General features: G+C 52.8%; 16 protein-coding genes. 9 read left to right on the forward strand and 7 right to left on the reverse strand.

All coding sequences use genetic code 11. The features are described 5' to 3' along the window. Positions 1-5: 5 nt before the first annotated feature. Positions 6-851, reverse strand: a complete 846-nt coding sequence (locus FDY98_RS11120) for a LysR substrate-binding domain-containing protein (protein ID WP_196517998.1) — start codon at positions 849-851, stop codon at positions 6-8. 414 nt (positions 852-1,265) lie between these two features. On the opposite strand from FDY98_RS11120, the gene ycaC reads away from it, so the two are divergent. After that, positions 1,266-1,856 (forward strand): isochorismate family cysteine hydrolase YcaC, encoded by a 591-nt coding sequence (gene ycaC / locus FDY98_RS11125; protein ID WP_442907917.1) that lies wholly within the window; start codon positions 1,266-1,268, stop codon positions 1,854-1,856. 184 nt (positions 1,857-2,040) lie between these two features. Here the strand turns inward: ycaC and FDY98_RS11130 are convergent, their stop codons facing one another. Beyond that, positions 2,041-2,967, reverse strand: coding sequence for a LysR family transcriptional regulator (locus FDY98_RS11130; protein WP_027959333.1), 927 nt, complete (start codon positions 2,965-2,967; stop codon positions 2,041-2,043). Between the two features lie 346 nt (positions 2,968-3,313). Here FDY98_RS11130 and FDY98_RS11135 point away from each other — a divergent pair, with 346 nt between their 5' ends. The 8 genes from FDY98_RS11135 (at position 3,314) to FDY98_RS11170 (ending at position 11,363) form a co-directional block, all read left to right on the forward strand. Next, the gene (locus FDY98_RS11135) at positions 3,314-3,967 is read left to right on the forward strand and encodes a hydrolase (protein ID WP_027959334.1); all 654 of its coding nucleotides are present in this window, start codon (positions 3,314-3,316) and stop codon (positions 3,965-3,967) included. A gap of 148 nt (positions 3,968-4,115) precedes the next feature. Next, a complete protein-coding gene (locus FDY98_RS26195) occupies positions 4,116-4,853 on the forward strand; it encodes a nuclear transport factor 2 family protein (protein ID WP_196518001.1) in 738 nt (245 codons plus the stop codon). Positions 4,854-4,979: 126 nt separating this feature from the next. Then, the gene (locus tag FDY98_RS11145; RefSeq protein ID WP_027959335.1) at positions 4,980-5,801 is read left to right on the forward strand and encodes an alpha/beta fold hydrolase; all 822 of its coding nucleotides are present in this window, start codon (positions 4,980-4,982) and stop codon (positions 5,799-5,801) included. A 392-nt stretch (positions 5,802-6,193) separates the two neighbouring features. Beyond that, positions 6,194-6,919, forward strand: a complete 726-nt coding sequence (locus FDY98_RS11150; protein WP_155705828.1) for an alpha/beta fold hydrolase — start codon at positions 6,194-6,196, stop codon at positions 6,917-6,919. A gap of 47 nt (positions 6,920-6,966) precedes the next feature. Next, the gene (locus tag FDY98_RS11155; RefSeq protein ID WP_155705829.1) at positions 6,967-9,837 is read left to right on the forward strand and encodes a sensor histidine kinase; all 2,871 of its coding nucleotides are present in this window, start codon (positions 6,967-6,969) and stop codon (positions 9,835-9,837) included. Next, the gene (locus FDY98_RS29500; protein WP_442907962.1) at positions 9,720-9,992 is read left to right on the forward strand and encodes an ATP-binding protein; all 273 of its coding nucleotides are present in this window, start codon (positions 9,720-9,722) and stop codon (positions 9,990-9,992) included. The genes FDY98_RS11155 and FDY98_RS29500 overlap by 118 nt, the downstream gene beginning before the upstream one ends. Next, a complete protein-coding gene (locus FDY98_RS11165; protein WP_232778993.1) occupies positions 9,943-10,632 on the forward strand; it encodes a response regulator transcription factor in 690 nt (229 codons plus the stop codon). Before FDY98_RS29500 ends, FDY98_RS11165 begins: the two co-directional genes overlap by 50 nt. 248 nt (positions 10,633-10,880) lie before the next feature. After that, positions 10,881-11,363 carry a helix-turn-helix domain-containing protein gene (locus tag FDY98_RS11170; RefSeq protein WP_231500672.1) on the forward strand — a complete coding sequence of 161 codons (483 nt, stop codon included), beginning with the start codon at positions 10,881-10,883 and terminating at the stop codon, positions 11,361-11,363. Here the strand turns inward: FDY98_RS11170 and FDY98_RS11175 are convergent. The 5 genes from FDY98_RS11175 to FDY98_RS11195 all read right to left on the reverse strand — a co-directional run bounded on the left by FDY98_RS11175 (position 11,313) and on the right by FDY98_RS11195 (position 15,879). Next, positions 11,313-11,897, reverse strand: a complete 585-nt coding sequence (locus FDY98_RS11175; protein WP_027959339.1) for an antibiotic biosynthesis monooxygenase — start codon at positions 11,895-11,897, stop codon at positions 11,313-11,315. The genes FDY98_RS11170 and FDY98_RS11175 overlap by 51 nt on opposite strands. Positions 11,898-11,963: 66 nt before the next feature. Then, positions 11,964-13,154 (reverse strand): low temperature requirement protein A, encoded by a 1,191-nt coding sequence (locus FDY98_RS11180; RefSeq protein WP_027959340.1) that lies wholly within the window; start codon positions 13,152-13,154, stop codon positions 11,964-11,966. Positions 13,155-13,576: 422 nt separating this feature from the next. Then, entirely contained in the window at positions 13,577-14,443 is an 867-nt protein-coding gene (locus FDY98_RS11185; protein ID WP_340146486.1) for a TIGR03571 family LLM class oxidoreductase, read from the reverse strand. Positions 14,444-14,555: 112 nt separating this feature from the next. Then, a complete protein-coding gene (locus tag FDY98_RS11190; protein ID WP_027959342.1) occupies positions 14,556-14,861 on the reverse strand; it encodes an antibiotic biosynthesis monooxygenase family protein in 306 nt (101 codons plus the stop codon). 43 nt (positions 14,862-14,904) lie between these two features. Then, a complete protein-coding gene (locus tag FDY98_RS11195; RefSeq protein WP_027959343.1) occupies positions 14,905-15,879 on the reverse strand; it encodes a zinc-dependent alcohol dehydrogenase family protein in 975 nt (324 codons plus the stop codon). Positions 15,880-16,428 lie beyond the last annotated feature (549 nt).

Consider the following 16,428-nt stretch of genomic DNA (forward strand, 5'->3'; position numbering starts at 1 on the left):
TTTTCTCATACCCCCGGAGCAAGCCTTTCGTATAGGAAGTTCACAAGTGCTCGCATCCTCGCGATACGGGATCGTGCAGCCGGCATGTAGATATGCAGGTCGGCGCCTTCGTGTGGAAAGACAGGCAGCACCGCTTCGAGCTCGCCTCGTGCCAGCGAATCATCGACCATGAATCTCGGAACGAGTGCCATGCCCAGACCCGCAAGTGCGGCGGCCAGGAGCATTTGCCCGTTACTGGTGCGAAAGCGGGAATTCATGCGTACATGCTCCCAGCCCTCCGGGCCCTGGAAGCGCCAATGGCCGGTATCCAAAGCATGGAGCAGGGCATCGTGTGAGGTCATTTCTGCTGGGGTTTGTGGGCGTCCACGTGCATTCAGATAGTCCGGACTGGCGACGACGACCCATTGCACACTGGCTAGTTTGCGCGTGATGAGTGTCTGGTCTGAGACAGCGCCCACCCAGATCGAGAGGTCATAGGCTTCGGCGCTCATGTCCACCTGACGATCCTCGAAGCGAATGTCGAGCTGGAGGCGCGGGTGCAGGAGCGCAAACTCGGCGAGCAGTGGCGCAAATACAAACTCGCCAAACGCAGTCTGAACCTGGATGCGAAGGTGGCCGGAAACCTCACTCGTCAGCTTGTTAACGACTTCCTGCGCTGACTCCAGTTCAGCCAAGCCGGCGCCAGCGCGGGCATGGTACTCGCGGCCGATATCGGTCGGCGTCGTACCTCTGGGCGTTCGGGTTAGCAATTGAGCGCCGAGTACACCCTCCAGGCGGCTTACGCGGCGGCTTACCATGGATTTCGCAATGCCAAGGCGCGCTGCAGCATTCCCGATGCTCCCAGTCTCCACCACCCGGATGAAGGCAATGACATCTAATAATTCAACGCGTGAGTGTTCCTGCATTAGCAACTCGAAGGTTTAGTCGTTCTTCACGAATATCTGTAGCTCTTCAATGTCCACTTTAGTGTTCCCGCATCTAGCGACAAAGGTTTCCACAAAATAGTACTGACATATAAAGCGCGGGAATAGAACGATACTGCTACCAGATAGGCATCGCCATTGAGATTTTCGGCGAACGAACACTGTTCCAGCGTCGCAGATCACACCCTTATCCAAATCTAAGGCAACCATCCAATAATAAGCGCCAGCGCTTGGCAAGAATGATAAGCCATCATGGACTTTTAGAGCGGAAAGTTCGTTCTGATAGAGCGTAGGCAATACTTCTGGTCGGAAACCGACCTTTAACCGGTAAGGAGAAGAAAAATGGGTATCGAATACAAGCGTTTGGATAAAAATGATGTTGCTCTGCTGATGGTAGATCATCAAGCTGGTTTGCTTTCCTTGGTGCGGGATTTCTCCCCTGATGATTTTAAAAATAACGTTCTGGCTTTGGCAGACATCGCCAAGTTCTTCAATATCCCGGCCATTTTGACTACTAGCTTCGAAAACGGCCCGAATGGTCCCATGGTTCCGGAGGTCAAAGCTGCGTTTCCGGATGCGCCTTATATTGCACGTCCAGGTCAGATAAACGCCTGGGACAACGAAGACTTCGTGAAGGCGGTAAAAGCGACTGGTAAAAAACAGCTGCTCATCGCTGGGGTTGTCACTGAAGTGTGTGTGGCGTTCCCGGCTCTATCTGCGATTGAAGAAGGTTTTGATGTTTTCGTCGTGACTGACGCTTCAGGTACCTTCAATCCAGTAACGCGGGATGGCGCATGGAGCAGGATGCAGGCTTCCGGAGTTCAACTTGTCAACTGGTTTGCCGTGGCAGGCGAACTACATCGCGACTGGCGCAACGATATCGAAGGCTTTGTGGGATCCTGGCCAGTCACCTTCCCCATTACTCTAACTTGATGCAGAGCTTCACTTCGCAGCAAAAGTAACACTGGGTGCACGCTCTCACGTATTGGGGGCGTGCTTGTGCTGGGCAATCGTGCAGTGAGCAGCAGTCAAAATGTTGGCCAATCCCCAGCTCGGCTAACATCATAGTGAATAGGCCGTTGCCGCCGTTATGGTGACGCTGTTTAACTCGGACTACTCAAGAAGCCTTGGTGCTCGTAGAAACTGAGCGCAATGCCGAGCCACTCCATAGGTACGGAGACTGTTCAAAGTACTCGATCAGCATCTCGGTAAGGATCCGGATCTTCCGTGCAGGATGCTGGCCTGGCGGGCGGATAACATAGGCACCGGCCGGAGGGGGAGGGTAGCGCGTCATAATGGGAATAAGCGCGCCAGATGCCCTATGTTCCTGGGTAATGAAGTCGGGCAGCCAGGCTACGCCAAGCCCAGCTACAGCGGCGGCGGCGAGGGCTGTGGCGCTGTCGGCCTTGAATCGCCCTTGCGGGTGCACCGTTATGATCTTGTCTCCGTCCATGAATTGCCAGGCTTCTGTGCCCTGCATAAGAGCCTCATGGGCCAATATTTCATCTGGCTTCCCCGGCGCCCCATGTGTCTTGATATAGCATGGGCTCGCAACGAGGTTGCCAAAAATCGGGCCAACGCGCCGTGCTTTCAGGGTCGAATCCTCTAGAAAGCCAAGCCGTATCGCACAGTCATAACCATCGGTGATCAGATCAACACGGCTATCACTGTAGCAGGTGTGTATGTGTAGTTGAGGATGTCGTCGTGCCATTTCTGCCAGGACAGGAGCGAAATGCGTTGGCCCAAACGATAGTGGAGCTGCGATTCTCAGGCGCCCGCGAAGTGCACCGTTGGGTAGAATCGCTTCTCTAGCCACGTCGGTTTCTACGCAGATTTTGGCTGCATAGTCTCTAAAGGTAGTACCAGCTTCGGTAAGAGCTGCCCCGCGGGTGGTTCGCGAAAGAAGTTGAACGCCCAGTTCTGCTTCGAGACGGACGAGTCGACGACTAACAATCGACTTAGCTATACCGAGCCGAAGGGCGGCAGGTGAAATGCCTCCAGCGTGAGCAACCTCTACAAATGTCTGTAATTCTTCAATGTCCATTTTAGCGTTCCACGAATAGCAACAATGGTTTCTGCAAAATGTTACTACCCGGCTGAAAAACCGAATAGGACAATACTGCTGCAAATAAGTGTCCGCTTTTTGGGCATGCCGTGTGCTTTCGCCAGGACAGTGTGGTGCCCGCTCTGGGCACCTATCTAGCACAGGATGTACGACCCTTCGATATCCCCTTCATTGTTCCCCATTCTGCGACACAGCTTAGCTTCAAAGGGGGCTACTGCGCCGAATATAAGTGCAGCAGTATCTAATTCCGGGCAATGCCGCCGCTGGCGTATTGCTAACGGGAAACCAAGCTCGCAAAAGTTGACAACTGACAGAGGATATTTTCATGACTTTTCGTAATGGCCTTGCGTCTCTTCTTCGTCCCGAAGACTCGGTGTTGGTGATGATTGACCACCAACCTTACCAGCTCGCAAATCTTAATAGTCACGAACCAACGATGGTAATTAACAATTCGGCGGCGCTTGCGAAGGCTGCAAAAACTTTCAATGTTCCTACCATCCTAACGAGTGTGGTCGCTGCCCAGGGCGGCGACATCTTTCCTCAGATTACTGATGTATTTCCTGGCCAGGAGATCATCGACCGCACGTTCATCAACACTTGGGAAGACAAGCCAACAGTAGATGCGGTCAAGGCGACGGGCCGCAAGCAGCTGATCATTGCTGGCCTGTGGACCGAAATTTGTGTAGCCATGCCGGCTATTCAGGCTGCAGGCGAGGGCTGGGACGTCACTGTCATCACGGATGCGTCTGGCGGTACGTCGTTGGAGGCCCACGAAGTCGGCATACAGCGCATGATTGCGGCCGGCGTGAACATGATGACCTGGATGGCATTGGCGTCCGAATGGCAGCGAGACTGGGCGCGGACGGAGCACCTTGTCGAGATACTCGAGGTCATGAGGCAGCATGGCGGTGGCAGCAGTATTGCGTATATGTGGGAGCAGCAGTTGCTCAATACGCCGGTGCCTGGCAGCGCAGAATAATCTGAGCAGGGATGACGAGACTTTTCAGCGACGGGTCGCGAGAAAGCTAGTGACTGTAAGAGTCTCGTCATCCTTCTTGCAACAAGCCGTCATGCCATTGGTGATGACCGCAGCCAGCCCGGCTGAGTCTCAAATAAAGGACCGTGAAATGTCCATAGATAGTTTCCCTGTTGGCTTGGAAATGCATGTTTCCTATCCAGAGCTACAGGTCAATCTGACGCTACTGTCAGTGACGCAATTGAAATTCGAGATTAAGGATGGGCCATTTGCCCGAACCGAAACCGTCGATATACAGGTCGTGCCACTTGGCAACAGCCTCTTCGCAGTAAGCTGGCAGGAGCATGATGGTGCGACGGTCACGAACGTTCAGAACTATGATCGAGGTCTGATTCACTCGTTCGCAACCTTACCTAGCGGTGAGTTTCTGCGGATGACTGGGGCTTTTACGGTCACACATCCGGCGGATCGTACTTCTGATGAGCGGCCTCATCGCAACAAAGCTTTGGTGCTTGACGCGATGACATCACTTTTCCAGCGCCATGATGCGTCTGCAGTGGAGCGCCTCTATGCAGCAGATTACATTCAGCACAATCCCAACATCCCCCAAGGTAGAGATGCGCTGCAGGCGCTGGTGGCAGGTCTTTCGCCATCAGTCTACTACGAGCCCGGCCTGATTATTGCTGAAGGTGACCTTGTCGCCATCCACGGCCGTATCCGCGGCTGGGCAGATACGCCTCAGGTGGTAGTTGATATCTTTCGGGTTGAAGAGGGCAAGTTGGTTGAACATTGGGACGTATTACAGGATGAGATGCCGGTAGCCCACGGTGGCATCTCTATGTTCGATCCCGCCGAGGGAGCGGGTCGCTCTCAACCGGAAACGGCATAGGCTGCTAGGGCCGCGCCTGACTAGTTCTTCAAGCCTCTATTCATCCAAACGCGACATTTTTGTTCTATCGCCTTCGTTATTAGCGCTTTAACGTCCTAGTGGTACTCACCAACAGGAGCAGTACTTATGACTACGTTCACTACCAGCGATAACGTCTCACTTTTCTATAAAGATTGGGGCTCGGGTCAGCCAGTCTTTTTCTCCCACGGTTGGCCGCTTTCCTCAGACGCCTGGGATAACCAGTTGCTGTTCTTCGGCCAGCAGGGTTATCGGGTTATTGCGCACGATCGCCGGGGCCACGGGCGCTCGGAGCAGACCTGGGATGGCAATAATATGGATCGTTATGCGGACGATCTCGCCGAGCTGTTCGAGCATCTGGATCTACGCAATATCATCATGATTGGCCATTCCACCGGTGGCGGCGAAGTGGCGCACTATATCGGACGCCATGGTTCTTCGCGGGTGGCTAAAGCCGTACTGGTTGGCGCGGTGCCGCCTTTGATGCTGAAAACCGATAGCAATCCTCATGGCACGCCAATGGAAGCGTTTGACGGTATTCGTGCGGGCACTGCGTCGAATCGTTCGCAGTTTTTCCGCGACCTGACCGTGCCTTTTTACGGATTCAACCGGGAAGGGGCTGCCGTCAATGAAGGGCTGCAGGAATCGTTTTGGCTGCAGGGCATGCAGGGTGGGATCAAGGCTCACTATGATTGCATTCACGAGTTTTCTGAAGTCGATTATACCGCTGACCTGAAAGCCATCGACAAGCCCGTATTGTTCGTCCACGGCGATGATGATCAGATTGTCCCGCTCGCGGCTTCAGCTGAATTGGCTGCTGAGATCGTCAATGACGGCATCCTGAAAGTCTACCCTGGTGGTTCTCATGGGCTGGCGCAGATTGATGCCGATCAGTTCAACGCCGACGTGCTGGCGTTTATCCGCAGTTGAAACTTCTACGACGCTCGAGCAGGTAGTCGGGCGTCGCTCATCACACTCTTGTCCTAATCTTAGGTAGTTATCCAAGAATCATTGGCAGTACTTTGCGACAGTGAACTGATGTTTCACGACATTCATCACATTTGTCAAAGGTGAACCCAATGCAGAAGCCCAGGCTTGAAGTCCTTATGCCCAGCAATCCACAGCTGAACTATTCACAGCTTAACTATGCACAGCTAATCTTTATCGGCCAACAGCGGCAGATGTCTTTCGGGGTACAGGCTATTGAACGGTAAGCTCCGAAAAACGATGAAGCATCATTCAATGCACGTAGCTGGCCACTGATTACCGCTCGTGGGCTACCATATCTGCTTTATTCAAGGCGACTGGCTAAACCCAACGGTATGGGAAAAGTTCGAGCGCCACTTCAAGGCCTGCGGCTACGCCTGCAGTGTCCTATCGCTGCCACTCCAGGGCGAGCAGGGTGGTATCAAATTCTGCATGGCAAAGATGCTAGGTTTTCTCCCCTTAAATGCCTTGTGGATTTCTACGCTATTCAAATTGCAGGTTTTTCGACGCCACCTATTCTAATTGGTCATGCAATGGGCGGGCTGATTGTTCAGCTGTTGCTTGATCGTGGCCTGGGGTTGGCTGGTGTCGCCATCGCCTCGCGTCCACCGCAGCGGGTCTCCCCCGGCTTTCGCTCGTTACTGCAGATACTCACGGCAAGCGTTGAGAGACGGCAGGGCATGCGCTTTTTACGCATGACGCCTGCGCAGTTTTTCTGCCGGGTGGCGTATCCGGGGTCGCGCCCGTCAGCAGCGCCGCTGTATGAGCAGTTGGTTGGCAGAGTCCCGCAAACACTGATGATAACAGCAGCACTGGGCGTGGGTGGCAGGCTACTTTTCACTCAGGAGCGAGGGCCGCTATTACTGATTTCGGCTGGTGATGATCGAGTGGTTGCCAGTTCAGTGGTTTTAGCTAACTATTTCTATCAGAGACGGTCCCTGGCGCCGACAGACTACATCGCTTTTCCCGGGTACGGCCATCTGCTTATTACACAGTCAGGCTGGGAGCGTGTCGCCGATCGAATTATTGAATGGCTCCAGCAGCAGTTGGGCTGGTTTTGAAAGCTCGCAACGGCTTTGGTACTTAAAAGACGCTGTAGGTGTATTCCTTGCGAACATACGTAATTTTACTGCTGAGCCTAGTGCTTGGCTGTCTTGCGTGCTCAAGTGCAGTGGCGCGCATTTCGAACGACATGGATCACCGTCGCTGGACTGCCAGCGACCGGGGGCCCACTGCAGTGGGCGCGCTTGCGCAAACCGTTGATGGGTACCTTTGGCTGGGTACTCATGACTCCTTGTATCGCTTCGATGGTTTCGAGTTCGAGAAATTCGAGCCTGCTGACGGCGAGCCGCTGGGCGTGGTCTCCGCGCTGGCCAGCACGGCGGAAGGGCTATGGGTAGGGTTTCGTATCGGTGGAGCCCGTTTGATCAGTGAAAATGGCGTGATGCAACCGGTTGATCCAGGCCTGCCGGACGGGGTGGTATACAGCTTTGCCGAGGATCAGCAGGGGCGAGTCTGGGTCGCGGCGGATGAGGGGCTTGCACATCATGACGGCACAGGTTGGCGCCCGATTGGCAAGGAGATGGGCTTTACTAGCCGTCATGCCCGAGCAGTGCACGTGGACGAAGATGGATATATCTGGGCAGCGAGCGAAGAGGAGCTTTATATGCTCCCCCCGGGTGCATCTTCGTTCATAGGAACGGGTATCAGGAGTCCATCAATCAGCGAAATAGCATCATCCCCCTCAGGCGACGTGTGGGTAACTGATCGCTCCACGGAGCGGTTACTGCATTTGACAAAAACAGGCTTTGCTGGCGTCGAGTTTGAAGAAATACCGATATCAAGTACGAACAGTATCGTTCTGGATGAGCAGGGAGACGCTTGGCTGGGCACACGTGGATCCGGTTTGCACTACCTTGCTACCGGAAAGATACACGAGGCTACAGAGGGCAGAGATGTAATCAGCTCGTATACCGCTCGTGACGGACTTAGCTCTGATTATGTATTGGCACAGCTCATAGACCGTGATGGCAATCTGTGGGTAGGTACGGATGCAGGCCTGGATCGACTCAAGCGTAAAGATCTGGCTCCCCTCGCTTTATCTACAGGCGTGGGCAGTACTGCACTGGCAGTAGATGGTGATGGTTCACTTTGGGTCGGCTCCGACAGCGGCCAACTGAAGGGTTTCACGAATGCAATCGATTCCACCTTTGAATTAGACATGCCGATCAACTCATTGGTGAACAGTCAGCAACACGGCTTGTTGATTGGCGGGCATCAGGGCGTTTTTTCACTTTCGGACGATGAACTTGTGCGCGTTGCAGCATTACCTGTCGAATCCACCCCGGAATCTGCCGTTAGGACAATGGCGGTAGGACAAAATGGCGATATATGGGTCTCCGTGAACAGAGAAGGTCTATTCGTCTGGGCTGATCAGCAATGGCAACCTATTGACCCATTTAGTGATTCGGAGCGTCAGGTAATGCCTGTGAGCGCCTCCCGAGACCCATTAGGGAAACTGTGGTTCGGCTACCGGGACAACCTTCTGGTGTCCTTTGCAGAGCATAAGTTCGAGCGCTGGAGCTACGAGGAAGGACTGGACATTGGCCATGTCACCGCCATGCTGCATATGCCCGGACGCACCTGGGTAGGTGGTCAACATGGTCTGGCCTACCTAAAGGATGGGCGCTTTCATCGTCTAGATGTGCCGGCCGCCGGATCATTTCAGAATATCTACGCCTTAATCGCCGTGCCGGCAGAGAAGAACGCTGGAGAATCCGGGATGGATATCTGGGTTCATAGCCGCAGTGGCATCTTTAAGTTGCCTGCAGCGGAGATAGATAGGGTGATAGCTGGCGGTGAAACACTGTTTTACAGCTCTTACGATCACATTGGCCGACTACCCATGGATCCCCACAAAGTATTGCCACTGCCCACTGGGGTCTCTACGCCTGAAGGCTCGCTATGGTTTGCTACCGGACAAGGCGTCGTCCGTGTTGATCCCCATAAACCAAGTGATATGACACATCCACCCGTCATTACCATCCAGGCGCTTATAGCTGATGGTGTCGACGTTGGCATCTCCGCTGCACCTGTTCGTTTATCAGCACCACCGCAAAGGCTTGTTATTGACTATTCTGCGTTAAACCTCACCGCACCCGAGAGCATGCGCTTTCAATACCGACTTAGGGGTCATGATTCAGAATGGGTCGATGCAGGGCGTTCCAGGCAAGCTGTTTTCTCACGCCTGCGACCAGGTGATTACGAATTCCATGTTCGTGTGCTTGATGAGAGTGGGCAATTCTATCGTCCTAAGGAAGCTTTGGTTTTCAGCGTTCCCCGGTCTTTCTATCTACGTCCATGGTTTTTACTGCTCTCTTCAGGGGCGTTGCTGGCGCTCGTGTTCTGGATGTCCCGTGTTTATACGCAAAGGGAAAAGGCCGTCCTTCGAACACGCCTGGAAGAGCGCTTTCATGAGCGTGAGCGCATCGCACGCGAACTGCATGACACCTTGCTGCAAAGCGTGCAGGGCATGATGCTCAGCATCCAGGCGGTGACCGACAGTTTGCCTAAAGAGTCCCATGCTCGTCATGCGATGGAACGTGCGCTGGATCGGGCTGATCAAGTGATGGCCGAAGGCCGGGATCGAATTACGGGGTTGCGCGGTGAAATATCTCCGGCGGAAGATCTGGCTGTTGCATTCCAATTGTTACAGCAGGAGGCCGACGCTTCGGTTTCTGTAGCCTACCGCGTTAGCAACGTGGGGCAGCCGATGCCGCTGCGCAATGAGGTTCGCGACGTTTTCTATCAGTGGGAAGAGAAGCGGTTTTCAATGCATTGCGTCATGCAGAGGCCACGCAGATTTCCGTTACCTTTACCTACGCTAAGGACAGATTCGAGATGCTTGTTGCTGATGACGGAGTTGGCATGGATCCACGCTACCAACGAATGCGCGGGAGACCTGGGCACGGCGGTTTGAGGGGCATATATGAACTTGCTGAAAGAATTGAGGCAACTCTGATGATCGTTAGCAGCGAGCAGAGCGGTACGCGTATCAGGTTGTCATTGCCTGGCACCATTGCCTATGAAAAACCAATCGATGACAAACAAAACCGTTCAATCAGGACAGGGTAAACTTATGGTCGATCATCAGGAGCCCATTTCCGTATTGGTAGTCGATGATCATTCTCTGATACGCGAGGGTATTGCGGCAGTAGTGGGCAATTATGAAGACATAAGCGTGGTGGGTGAAGCTTCCAACGGGCTGGAGGCAATCCGGCTGTACCGGGCAACGCAACCGGACGTTACGCTGATGGATGTTCAAATGCCTGAGCTCAATGGCATTGGTGCCATTAGCGCCATCATGTCGGAGTTTCCGCAAGCATGTATCGCGGTACTCACCACCTACCGAGGTGATGTAAGAGCGTTGCAAGCGATCAAAGCGGGCGCGCGCGGCTACCTCTTAAAAAGTATGCTGCGCCGCGAGCTCATTGACACGATACGCGCTCTGGCAGCCGGTAAACGGCGTTTCCCACCAGAGATCGCGGCAGAGCTGGCGGCCCATATTGATCAGGAAGGTCTGACCGGCAGGGAGCTTGAGGTACTGCAATGCGTCGCTCGCGGCTTGTCGAACAAGGAGACCGCTGTCGCTCTGGCGATCGGCGAGGAGACAGTAAAGGGACATCTTCGGAACATCATGGACAAACTCGGAGCCAACAATCGAACACATGCAGTGACTATTAGCATTCAGCGGGGAATTATCGATCTGTTGTAATAACTCCCCCCCTCTTTAGTGTTGTTTAATGCCTCCCCGTTTGGGGCTGTGTGAGGCCCCGCGCTAACGCCATCCTGTGCTACGACGAATTAAGCAAGTTACCAGAGTTTGCCCTTGGCCAAGGAGCGTGAGCTATGAACGTGAGTGCCAGCACATGTGATCCAGTGAGCAGTACCTCTTCTTGTGGTCTCGAGTGGTTGAAACAGAATAGGCAGCTGCTGACGTTGCTAACGGAAGCGGAGCGAGCGATGGATCATGATCTCGAAATCACTTCGACTTACTTGAATCAAGCGATCGCCTTGCTAACGCTTGAGGGTCAGAGCGAAGGGTCGCAGCGCATACACAGGGGAGGGTTGGCACGGTGGCAGATCTTGCGTGTCAATGAATTCATAAATGAACATCTCGACCAATGCATTCGCACAGCCGAACTGGCTTCACTACTGGGTTTGAGCGTCAGTCATTTTTCGCATGCGTTCAAGCAGAAGACCGGCATAACTCCATTAATGTATGTGTCGGCCAGGCGAGTGGAGGCAGCAGGGCGATATATGCTCTGTACCGAGCGCCCATTAAGCGAAATCGCGATTAGTCTCGGATTTTGTGACCAGTCACATTTTTGTCGAGTATTCAGACGCGAAACAGGCTTGTCACCGCAAACCTGGCGAAAGCTGCATACTGATGTCCTAGCGGAACAACCAGCCAGCCACGAGTCGAACTACCCTAGGCATGATTAAGTAGACGACGAGGGCAACTATGGTCGCGGCGATAATTCCATGACGAACACCCCAGACGGAGATCGCAGGAATTATGTTGAATAGAGGCTGATACAATACTGGAATTATGATAGTTAAAGGCCATATTACCGCGGTTGTTATAAGCCATTGTTTCCATCTAGTGGGTTGCTTGGCTTTCGAAGCCGGGGGTGTGAACCAGAAGTCAATTCCACTTTTGATTTCCAGTTGCTCATCAGAAGCGAGCGCGAACACGATGGACGATAACAACTCCTTGCGGATGTTTGAGCCTAGCCATGCTTCCGCAGCGGAATTGCTGGAAAATCGCACGGCAATCTCAAAAGTGTCGTGCCCTTCGGGGGGGCGAAGTATATGGACACCTTCATGACCCGGAAATTCTGCTGCTGCAGCAATTATTTGCTTTAACCAAGTTTCATAACGTTCTCTGAATTCCGGGCGGACGGTATGCCTGATAATGATCGATCTACCGGCGTTGTTATGCACACTGGGTACCGGTTCTGCTGCTTTATCATTCATGTTGGTTCTCCGTGATCGGTGCGATAGTCATTGAGTCAGCAATTCTTAGGTGCAAAAGTTGATTGCTCAAATTCCATGAGGAGTTTCTTGCTTGAAGGGTTTGCATGCATATTGATTTCGAACTGCAACGCCAATGACCAGTAGTGCAGTGATACCCTCAATGGGTAGTATTAGAGGAGAGAAAAGGATCACGGCTGATGTTAATAACAATATGTAGCGCCCAGTTCCTTCCAGTTCGAATCGTTCTCTTATCAACCAAAGCCCGAACAAATAACCACTGATAGCAACCGCTATGATGTGTAAACCAACTGATTTGGATAAGCTTGAATAGCCGGTGACCACATCTATCAGTACCGCGACACCCACACCAACGGCTGCCCCAGACATGTAAATCAATAGATGACCGTACCCCCATAGCAATGCTAACGACAAACGCGGGTGGGCAACGTGCTCTTCTTGTGAGAAGTAAACCCACCAAAGTGAGAACATCAAAACCAAAGTAGAGATCACAATGCCAATTAATTCCTTGCTCATGTTGTCGCTTGCAACTCGTTGAATGGCTAGGCTGCCAGCCAGTAGTGTTTCCCCCAGCACAATAATATTAAACAAGCCATACCGCTCAATGAGATGGCGTCGATGCCAAGGGGTGGTGTAGTTACTCTCCGCGTATGCCGGAACCATTAACTCGAACAGGGCACCGAGAGCATAAAAACCTATCAATAGATGTAATGCTAACGGTTGAGCGAGCATCAATCCCACCCAATACACCTGAGCAATTGCGATGCCGACTGCATACCGGCAGGCCGTCAGTCGACGTTCCGGGTCGTGCCTTGCCGCCCTCAACCAAAAGCAAACCATTGCAAGGCGCATAACGACAAACCCTGCGACGATCATGTCTATGTTGTTTGTCTGAAAGAATCGATCGATACCTGCGGCCATAACAAGCGAACCTGCCATAGCCACTATTGTTAATACTCTATGCAGACTGTCGTTGTTGTCGTAAGCAGAGGCGTACCAAGTGAAGTTCATCCACGCCCACCAAATGGCAAAGAAAGACGCTGAGAACTTCAGCACCCCCTCAGTTATGTGGAAAGCTAAAATGGCATGATGAAGACCTGCCGCAGCGGAGGCGACTGCAATGACCGAAACCAGATCAAATAGCAGCTCAAGCGGTGTTGCCACTCGGTGAGGTTCAGCAGCATCTCTTGGCACAAGAGGTAAAATGCCAAGTCTGCTCAGTATTGGTTTACTTTCCATTAGTACCTGCCACCGAATAAATGCGTGCATTGAAGAAGTCGACGCAAAGGTAAGAAGCGATGTAGGCGTGCCAAGTAATACTTCAGACGGTTCTTTGAGTGTTTTCAGGGTATCAATCGAGGGGTGCGCATAAGGCTTTGGAGGAAAGATAAAACAGACTGAACCGCGCTGGCTTGTACAAATGCCCGATGGATTGCACGCGTATGCGGTTTGAGGGCCACTGGTTTCAGTTTGCCATCCTCCCTCGGTTCTATAGGCTGCAATGGTCGCCCATCCAAATGAAAAAGGGGGTTGAAACGCCTTGTGCCTGCGTAACTCTTCTCATGGGTTGGTATGTGTCGACGGTTCAATGTGCTGAAAAGTGGGGAACCACAAATTCACCAATTTCCTGCACCACCTCGTGTGCAGGTCGTTTACCATATTTAAGGTTTAGCGCGACATGGTTCACCACCAATCTCTTGCAGGGCATTGAGGTAATCAATCAGGGAGCGGTAACCCGTTCGGAGTCCAAGGTGAATGGGAGTTGGTGGTTCATCGGGGGTTTCAGAAAGATCTACATACAATGATTGTGAAAACGGCCTGAAACCTTCGGTAAGTGATCGCCATGTCTGAATCGTCCGCGCTTGTTGGTCTACTTGTTGAGGATAATAGAGCCAACCATCTCCGTTTTGCGCGATCCATTCCACCGACTGTCGCGAATTGCCAGTGACCAACACAGGTATGTCATTCAGCATCGGCTTTGGCAATAAGTCGCCGCCCGACATGTTTACGCGTTCAGTCGAAATGTCAGGGAAGTCTTCCTTCCAAACCTGGCGAGACACTGCAAGCGTCTCGCGAAAGAGCTCGCTGCGAGTATCGATGGGTGTCTGAAATGCCGAAAACTCTGAGGGTCTGTCACCCGTTGCTAGTCCTAGGATTAGGCGCTGACCGGATAGACGATCAGCTGACGCCGCCGCCTTTGCAATATGCAGCGGGTGTCGAAGAGTGCTGACAATGCTGCCCGTGGCAAGAGCGATACGGGATGTGTGTGCCATTACATAACCCATGAATACCCATGGATCATAAATATGGCCGACATCACCAAATGAAGGAACGTTCAGGAAAACGTCTCTAAAGAAGAGGGCAGAAAATCCAGATGACTCTGCCATTTTGGCTGTTTTGATCTGTTGTTCGATGTTCATCTCGGGGACTGAGCCCGAATAAGATTCAATAGCGAAGAAAAGCCCGAGGGTCATTTTTTCTTCTTTGAACATCGTAGAATAACCACGATGGTTAGAGAAGTCAGTCATTTGAGAGCTCCCGATAGAAGTTATTGAAGATAAAATTGCATAAAGGAAAATGCCCTAAAAAGTTCATAATGAAAGTTTTAAAAAGTTTCAGCGAGCCGGAACATGGGTAATTTTAGGGGCAGCTTTCACTAAACTGCCCCTCGATATGGTAGACCTTAGGTTCCTCCGCAAAATACGCTTCTAAGCCCATCATGAACATCTGATGGTCTTCACTCTCTTCGAAGCCCGGCGTGTGATCCTCAAGTGACGCCCATCGCACGATCAGGTTGAATAACTCGGGCGTTTCAATCCCTTGCGCGAGCATGTGGCCGCCGTAACCCTTGGCGCGGGTGAGCAAAGGAGCGACCTCGTCAAATGCTCGCCTGAACTGTTCAATCTGTTCTTTGCGAACTGGCAGCAGAGCGATTTCATAAACCATGGGATATTCCCTCAAGTTGAGTTCAATGGTTAAACATTCGCACTTACGAGACGAGCGATGGCTCGACGGCAATTGCGATTTTTCCCCGGAGGCCGTTGTTGGGAGTCTCCAGTAGGGCATGGGCGTCTGGAATATCGGCAAGTGAGTAGACCGCGCCTACATGTGGCTGCAGCTGACCGCGGGCTATCAATGCGCTCAGCTCATCAAGCTTGCCGCGGTTTTGTCGGGTGAAAACGAAGTGATAACTGGCGTTCTTACCCCAGGCCTCCACAAGGTTTTGCGGTTGGGCAATGTCCACAATCGAGACCACGCGGCCAAGCTGCGCGAGTGCGTCGGGGCTGCGCGATAGTGTGTCGCCGCCGATGGTGTCGAACACTACATCCACGCCGTGGCCACCGGTTTCCCGCAGGATGGCGTCAACGTAATCCTCTTTCCCGTAGTCGATGACCACATCAGCCCCTAGGCTTCGGGCGAACTCAAAATTAGCTTCACGCACTGTGGTGAACACCCTGGCACCCATGGCTTTTGCCACCTGAATCGCCACATGACCGACGCCTCCCGCGCCGCCGTGCACCAGGATGCTTTCCCCCACTCTGAGCGCCGCACGCACGACCAATGCTTCCCACACCGTCCCGCCAACCAAGGTCAGGCTGGCCGCTTCGAGATGACTCAGCGAGGGCGGCTTCTTCCCAATGATGCTCTCGGCTGCAACGTGGTACTCGGCATAACTTCCAGGGCCGTCAAAAATTTGCGGCGTGTACCAGACTTCGTCGCCTGGCACGAAGCTCGTTACACCTGGCCCAACGGCTTCGACAACACCTGATACGTCATGCCCGGTAATAGCTGGCAGCGGCACCAGGTCGGGATAGTCGCCACGCCGTACCTGGTAATCCAGAGGGTTGATGGAGGTTGCGTGTACCCGCACCAGCACTTGTCCTGCGTGCGGCACTGGCTTGGGTAACTCGCTAAGCTCGAACGATTCCGGGCCGCCAAATGAGTTAAGTATTTGCGCTTTCATTGTAGATCCTCGCTTCGAGAAAGGGATTTAGGGATGCTTTTCGATGGATGGAGTTGATGGACGATAAGAATAAGTACTGAATCTTCAGGGAGGAGAAGTGACGCCAGGCTATTACAGAAAGTCGTCATGGTTATATCTCTGCTATGAGCAAGCCTGATTTACCAATTAACGAGCGTCGACGGCAATACTTCCCTGCCTGGTCACTGTCGCAAAACACCGCCGCTTGTTATTGGATGACGCTCTGAATTTGAATGAGTATGTGATGAGCGACACCCAAAGACCGTTCGGGCGCCGTAATCTTTTTTACTGCGGATAAACGCCAGCACGTCAGTGTTGAACTGAGCTTCAAACGGCGTTGCCCCTCGGTGAGGTTTCTGTCGAAGCAGGAGTGTGATTGCCCCTCAAAAGCTATGCTGCCCAATGCACCACTATCCCCGCGACCTAGGCGGTTCCTAGGTCCGCCGCGCCTTAATTACACCGAAGTATCAGATAGTTGGATCATTAATATACAGAATCACACAATCATCCCAAGCAAAGATTGTCGTCCAA

Origin of the sequence: Halomonas sp. PA16-9, from assembly GCF_009728585.1 — a bacterium.
In the GTDB taxonomy this organism is placed as follows: Bacteria; Pseudomonadota; Gammaproteobacteria; order Pseudomonadales; family Halomonadaceae; genus Vreelandella; species Vreelandella titanicae.

Bases quoted from the DNA above. Each gene is read 5' to 3' on its own strand.
- ycaC (WP_442907917.1), top strand. From the start codon at position 1,266: ATGGGTATCGAATACAAGCGTTTGGATAAAAATGATGTTGCTCTGCTG.
- FDY98_RS11130 (WP_027959333.1), bottom strand. From the start codon at position 2,967: ATGGACATTGAAGAATTACAGACATTTGTAGAGGTTGCTCACGCTGGA.
- FDY98_RS11135 (WP_027959334.1), top strand. From the start codon at position 3,314: ATGACTTTTCGTAATGGCCTTGCGTCTCTTCTTCGTCCCGAAGACTCG.
- FDY98_RS26195 (WP_196518001.1), top strand. From the start codon at position 4,116: ATGTCCATAGATAGTTTCCCTGTTGGCTTGGAAATGCATGTTTCCTAT.
- FDY98_RS11145 (WP_027959335.1), top strand. From the start codon at position 4,980: ATGACTACGTTCACTACCAGCGATAACGTCTCACTTTTCTATAAAGAT.
- FDY98_RS11150 (WP_155705828.1), top strand. From the start codon at position 6,194: ATGGGAAAAGTTCGAGCGCCACTTCAAGGCCTGCGGCTACGCCTGCAG.
- FDY98_RS11165 (WP_232778993.1), top strand. From the start codon at position 9,943: ATGAAAAACCAATCGATGACAAACAAAACCGTTCAATCAGGACAGGGT.
- FDY98_RS11170 (WP_231500672.1), top strand. From the start codon at position 10,881: ATGGATCATGATCTCGAAATCACTTCGACTTACTTGAATCAAGCGATC.
- FDY98_RS11175 (WP_027959339.1), bottom strand. From the start codon at position 11,897: ATGAATGATAAAGCAGCAGAACCGGTACCCAGTGTGCATAACAACGCC.
- FDY98_RS11180 (WP_027959340.1), bottom strand. From the start codon at position 13,154: ATGGAAAGTAAACCAATACTGAGCAGACTTGGCATTTTACCTCTTGTG.
- FDY98_RS11185 (WP_340146486.1), bottom strand. From the start codon at position 14,443: ATGACTGACTTCTCTAACCATCGTGGTTATTCTACGATGTTCAAAGAA.
- FDY98_RS11190 (WP_027959342.1), bottom strand. From the start codon at position 14,861: ATGGTTTATGAAATCGCTCTGCTGCCAGTTCGCAAAGAACAGATTGAA.
- FDY98_RS11195 (WP_027959343.1), bottom strand. From the start codon at position 15,879: ATGAAAGCGCAAATACTTAACTCATTTGGCGGCCCGGAATCGTTCGAG.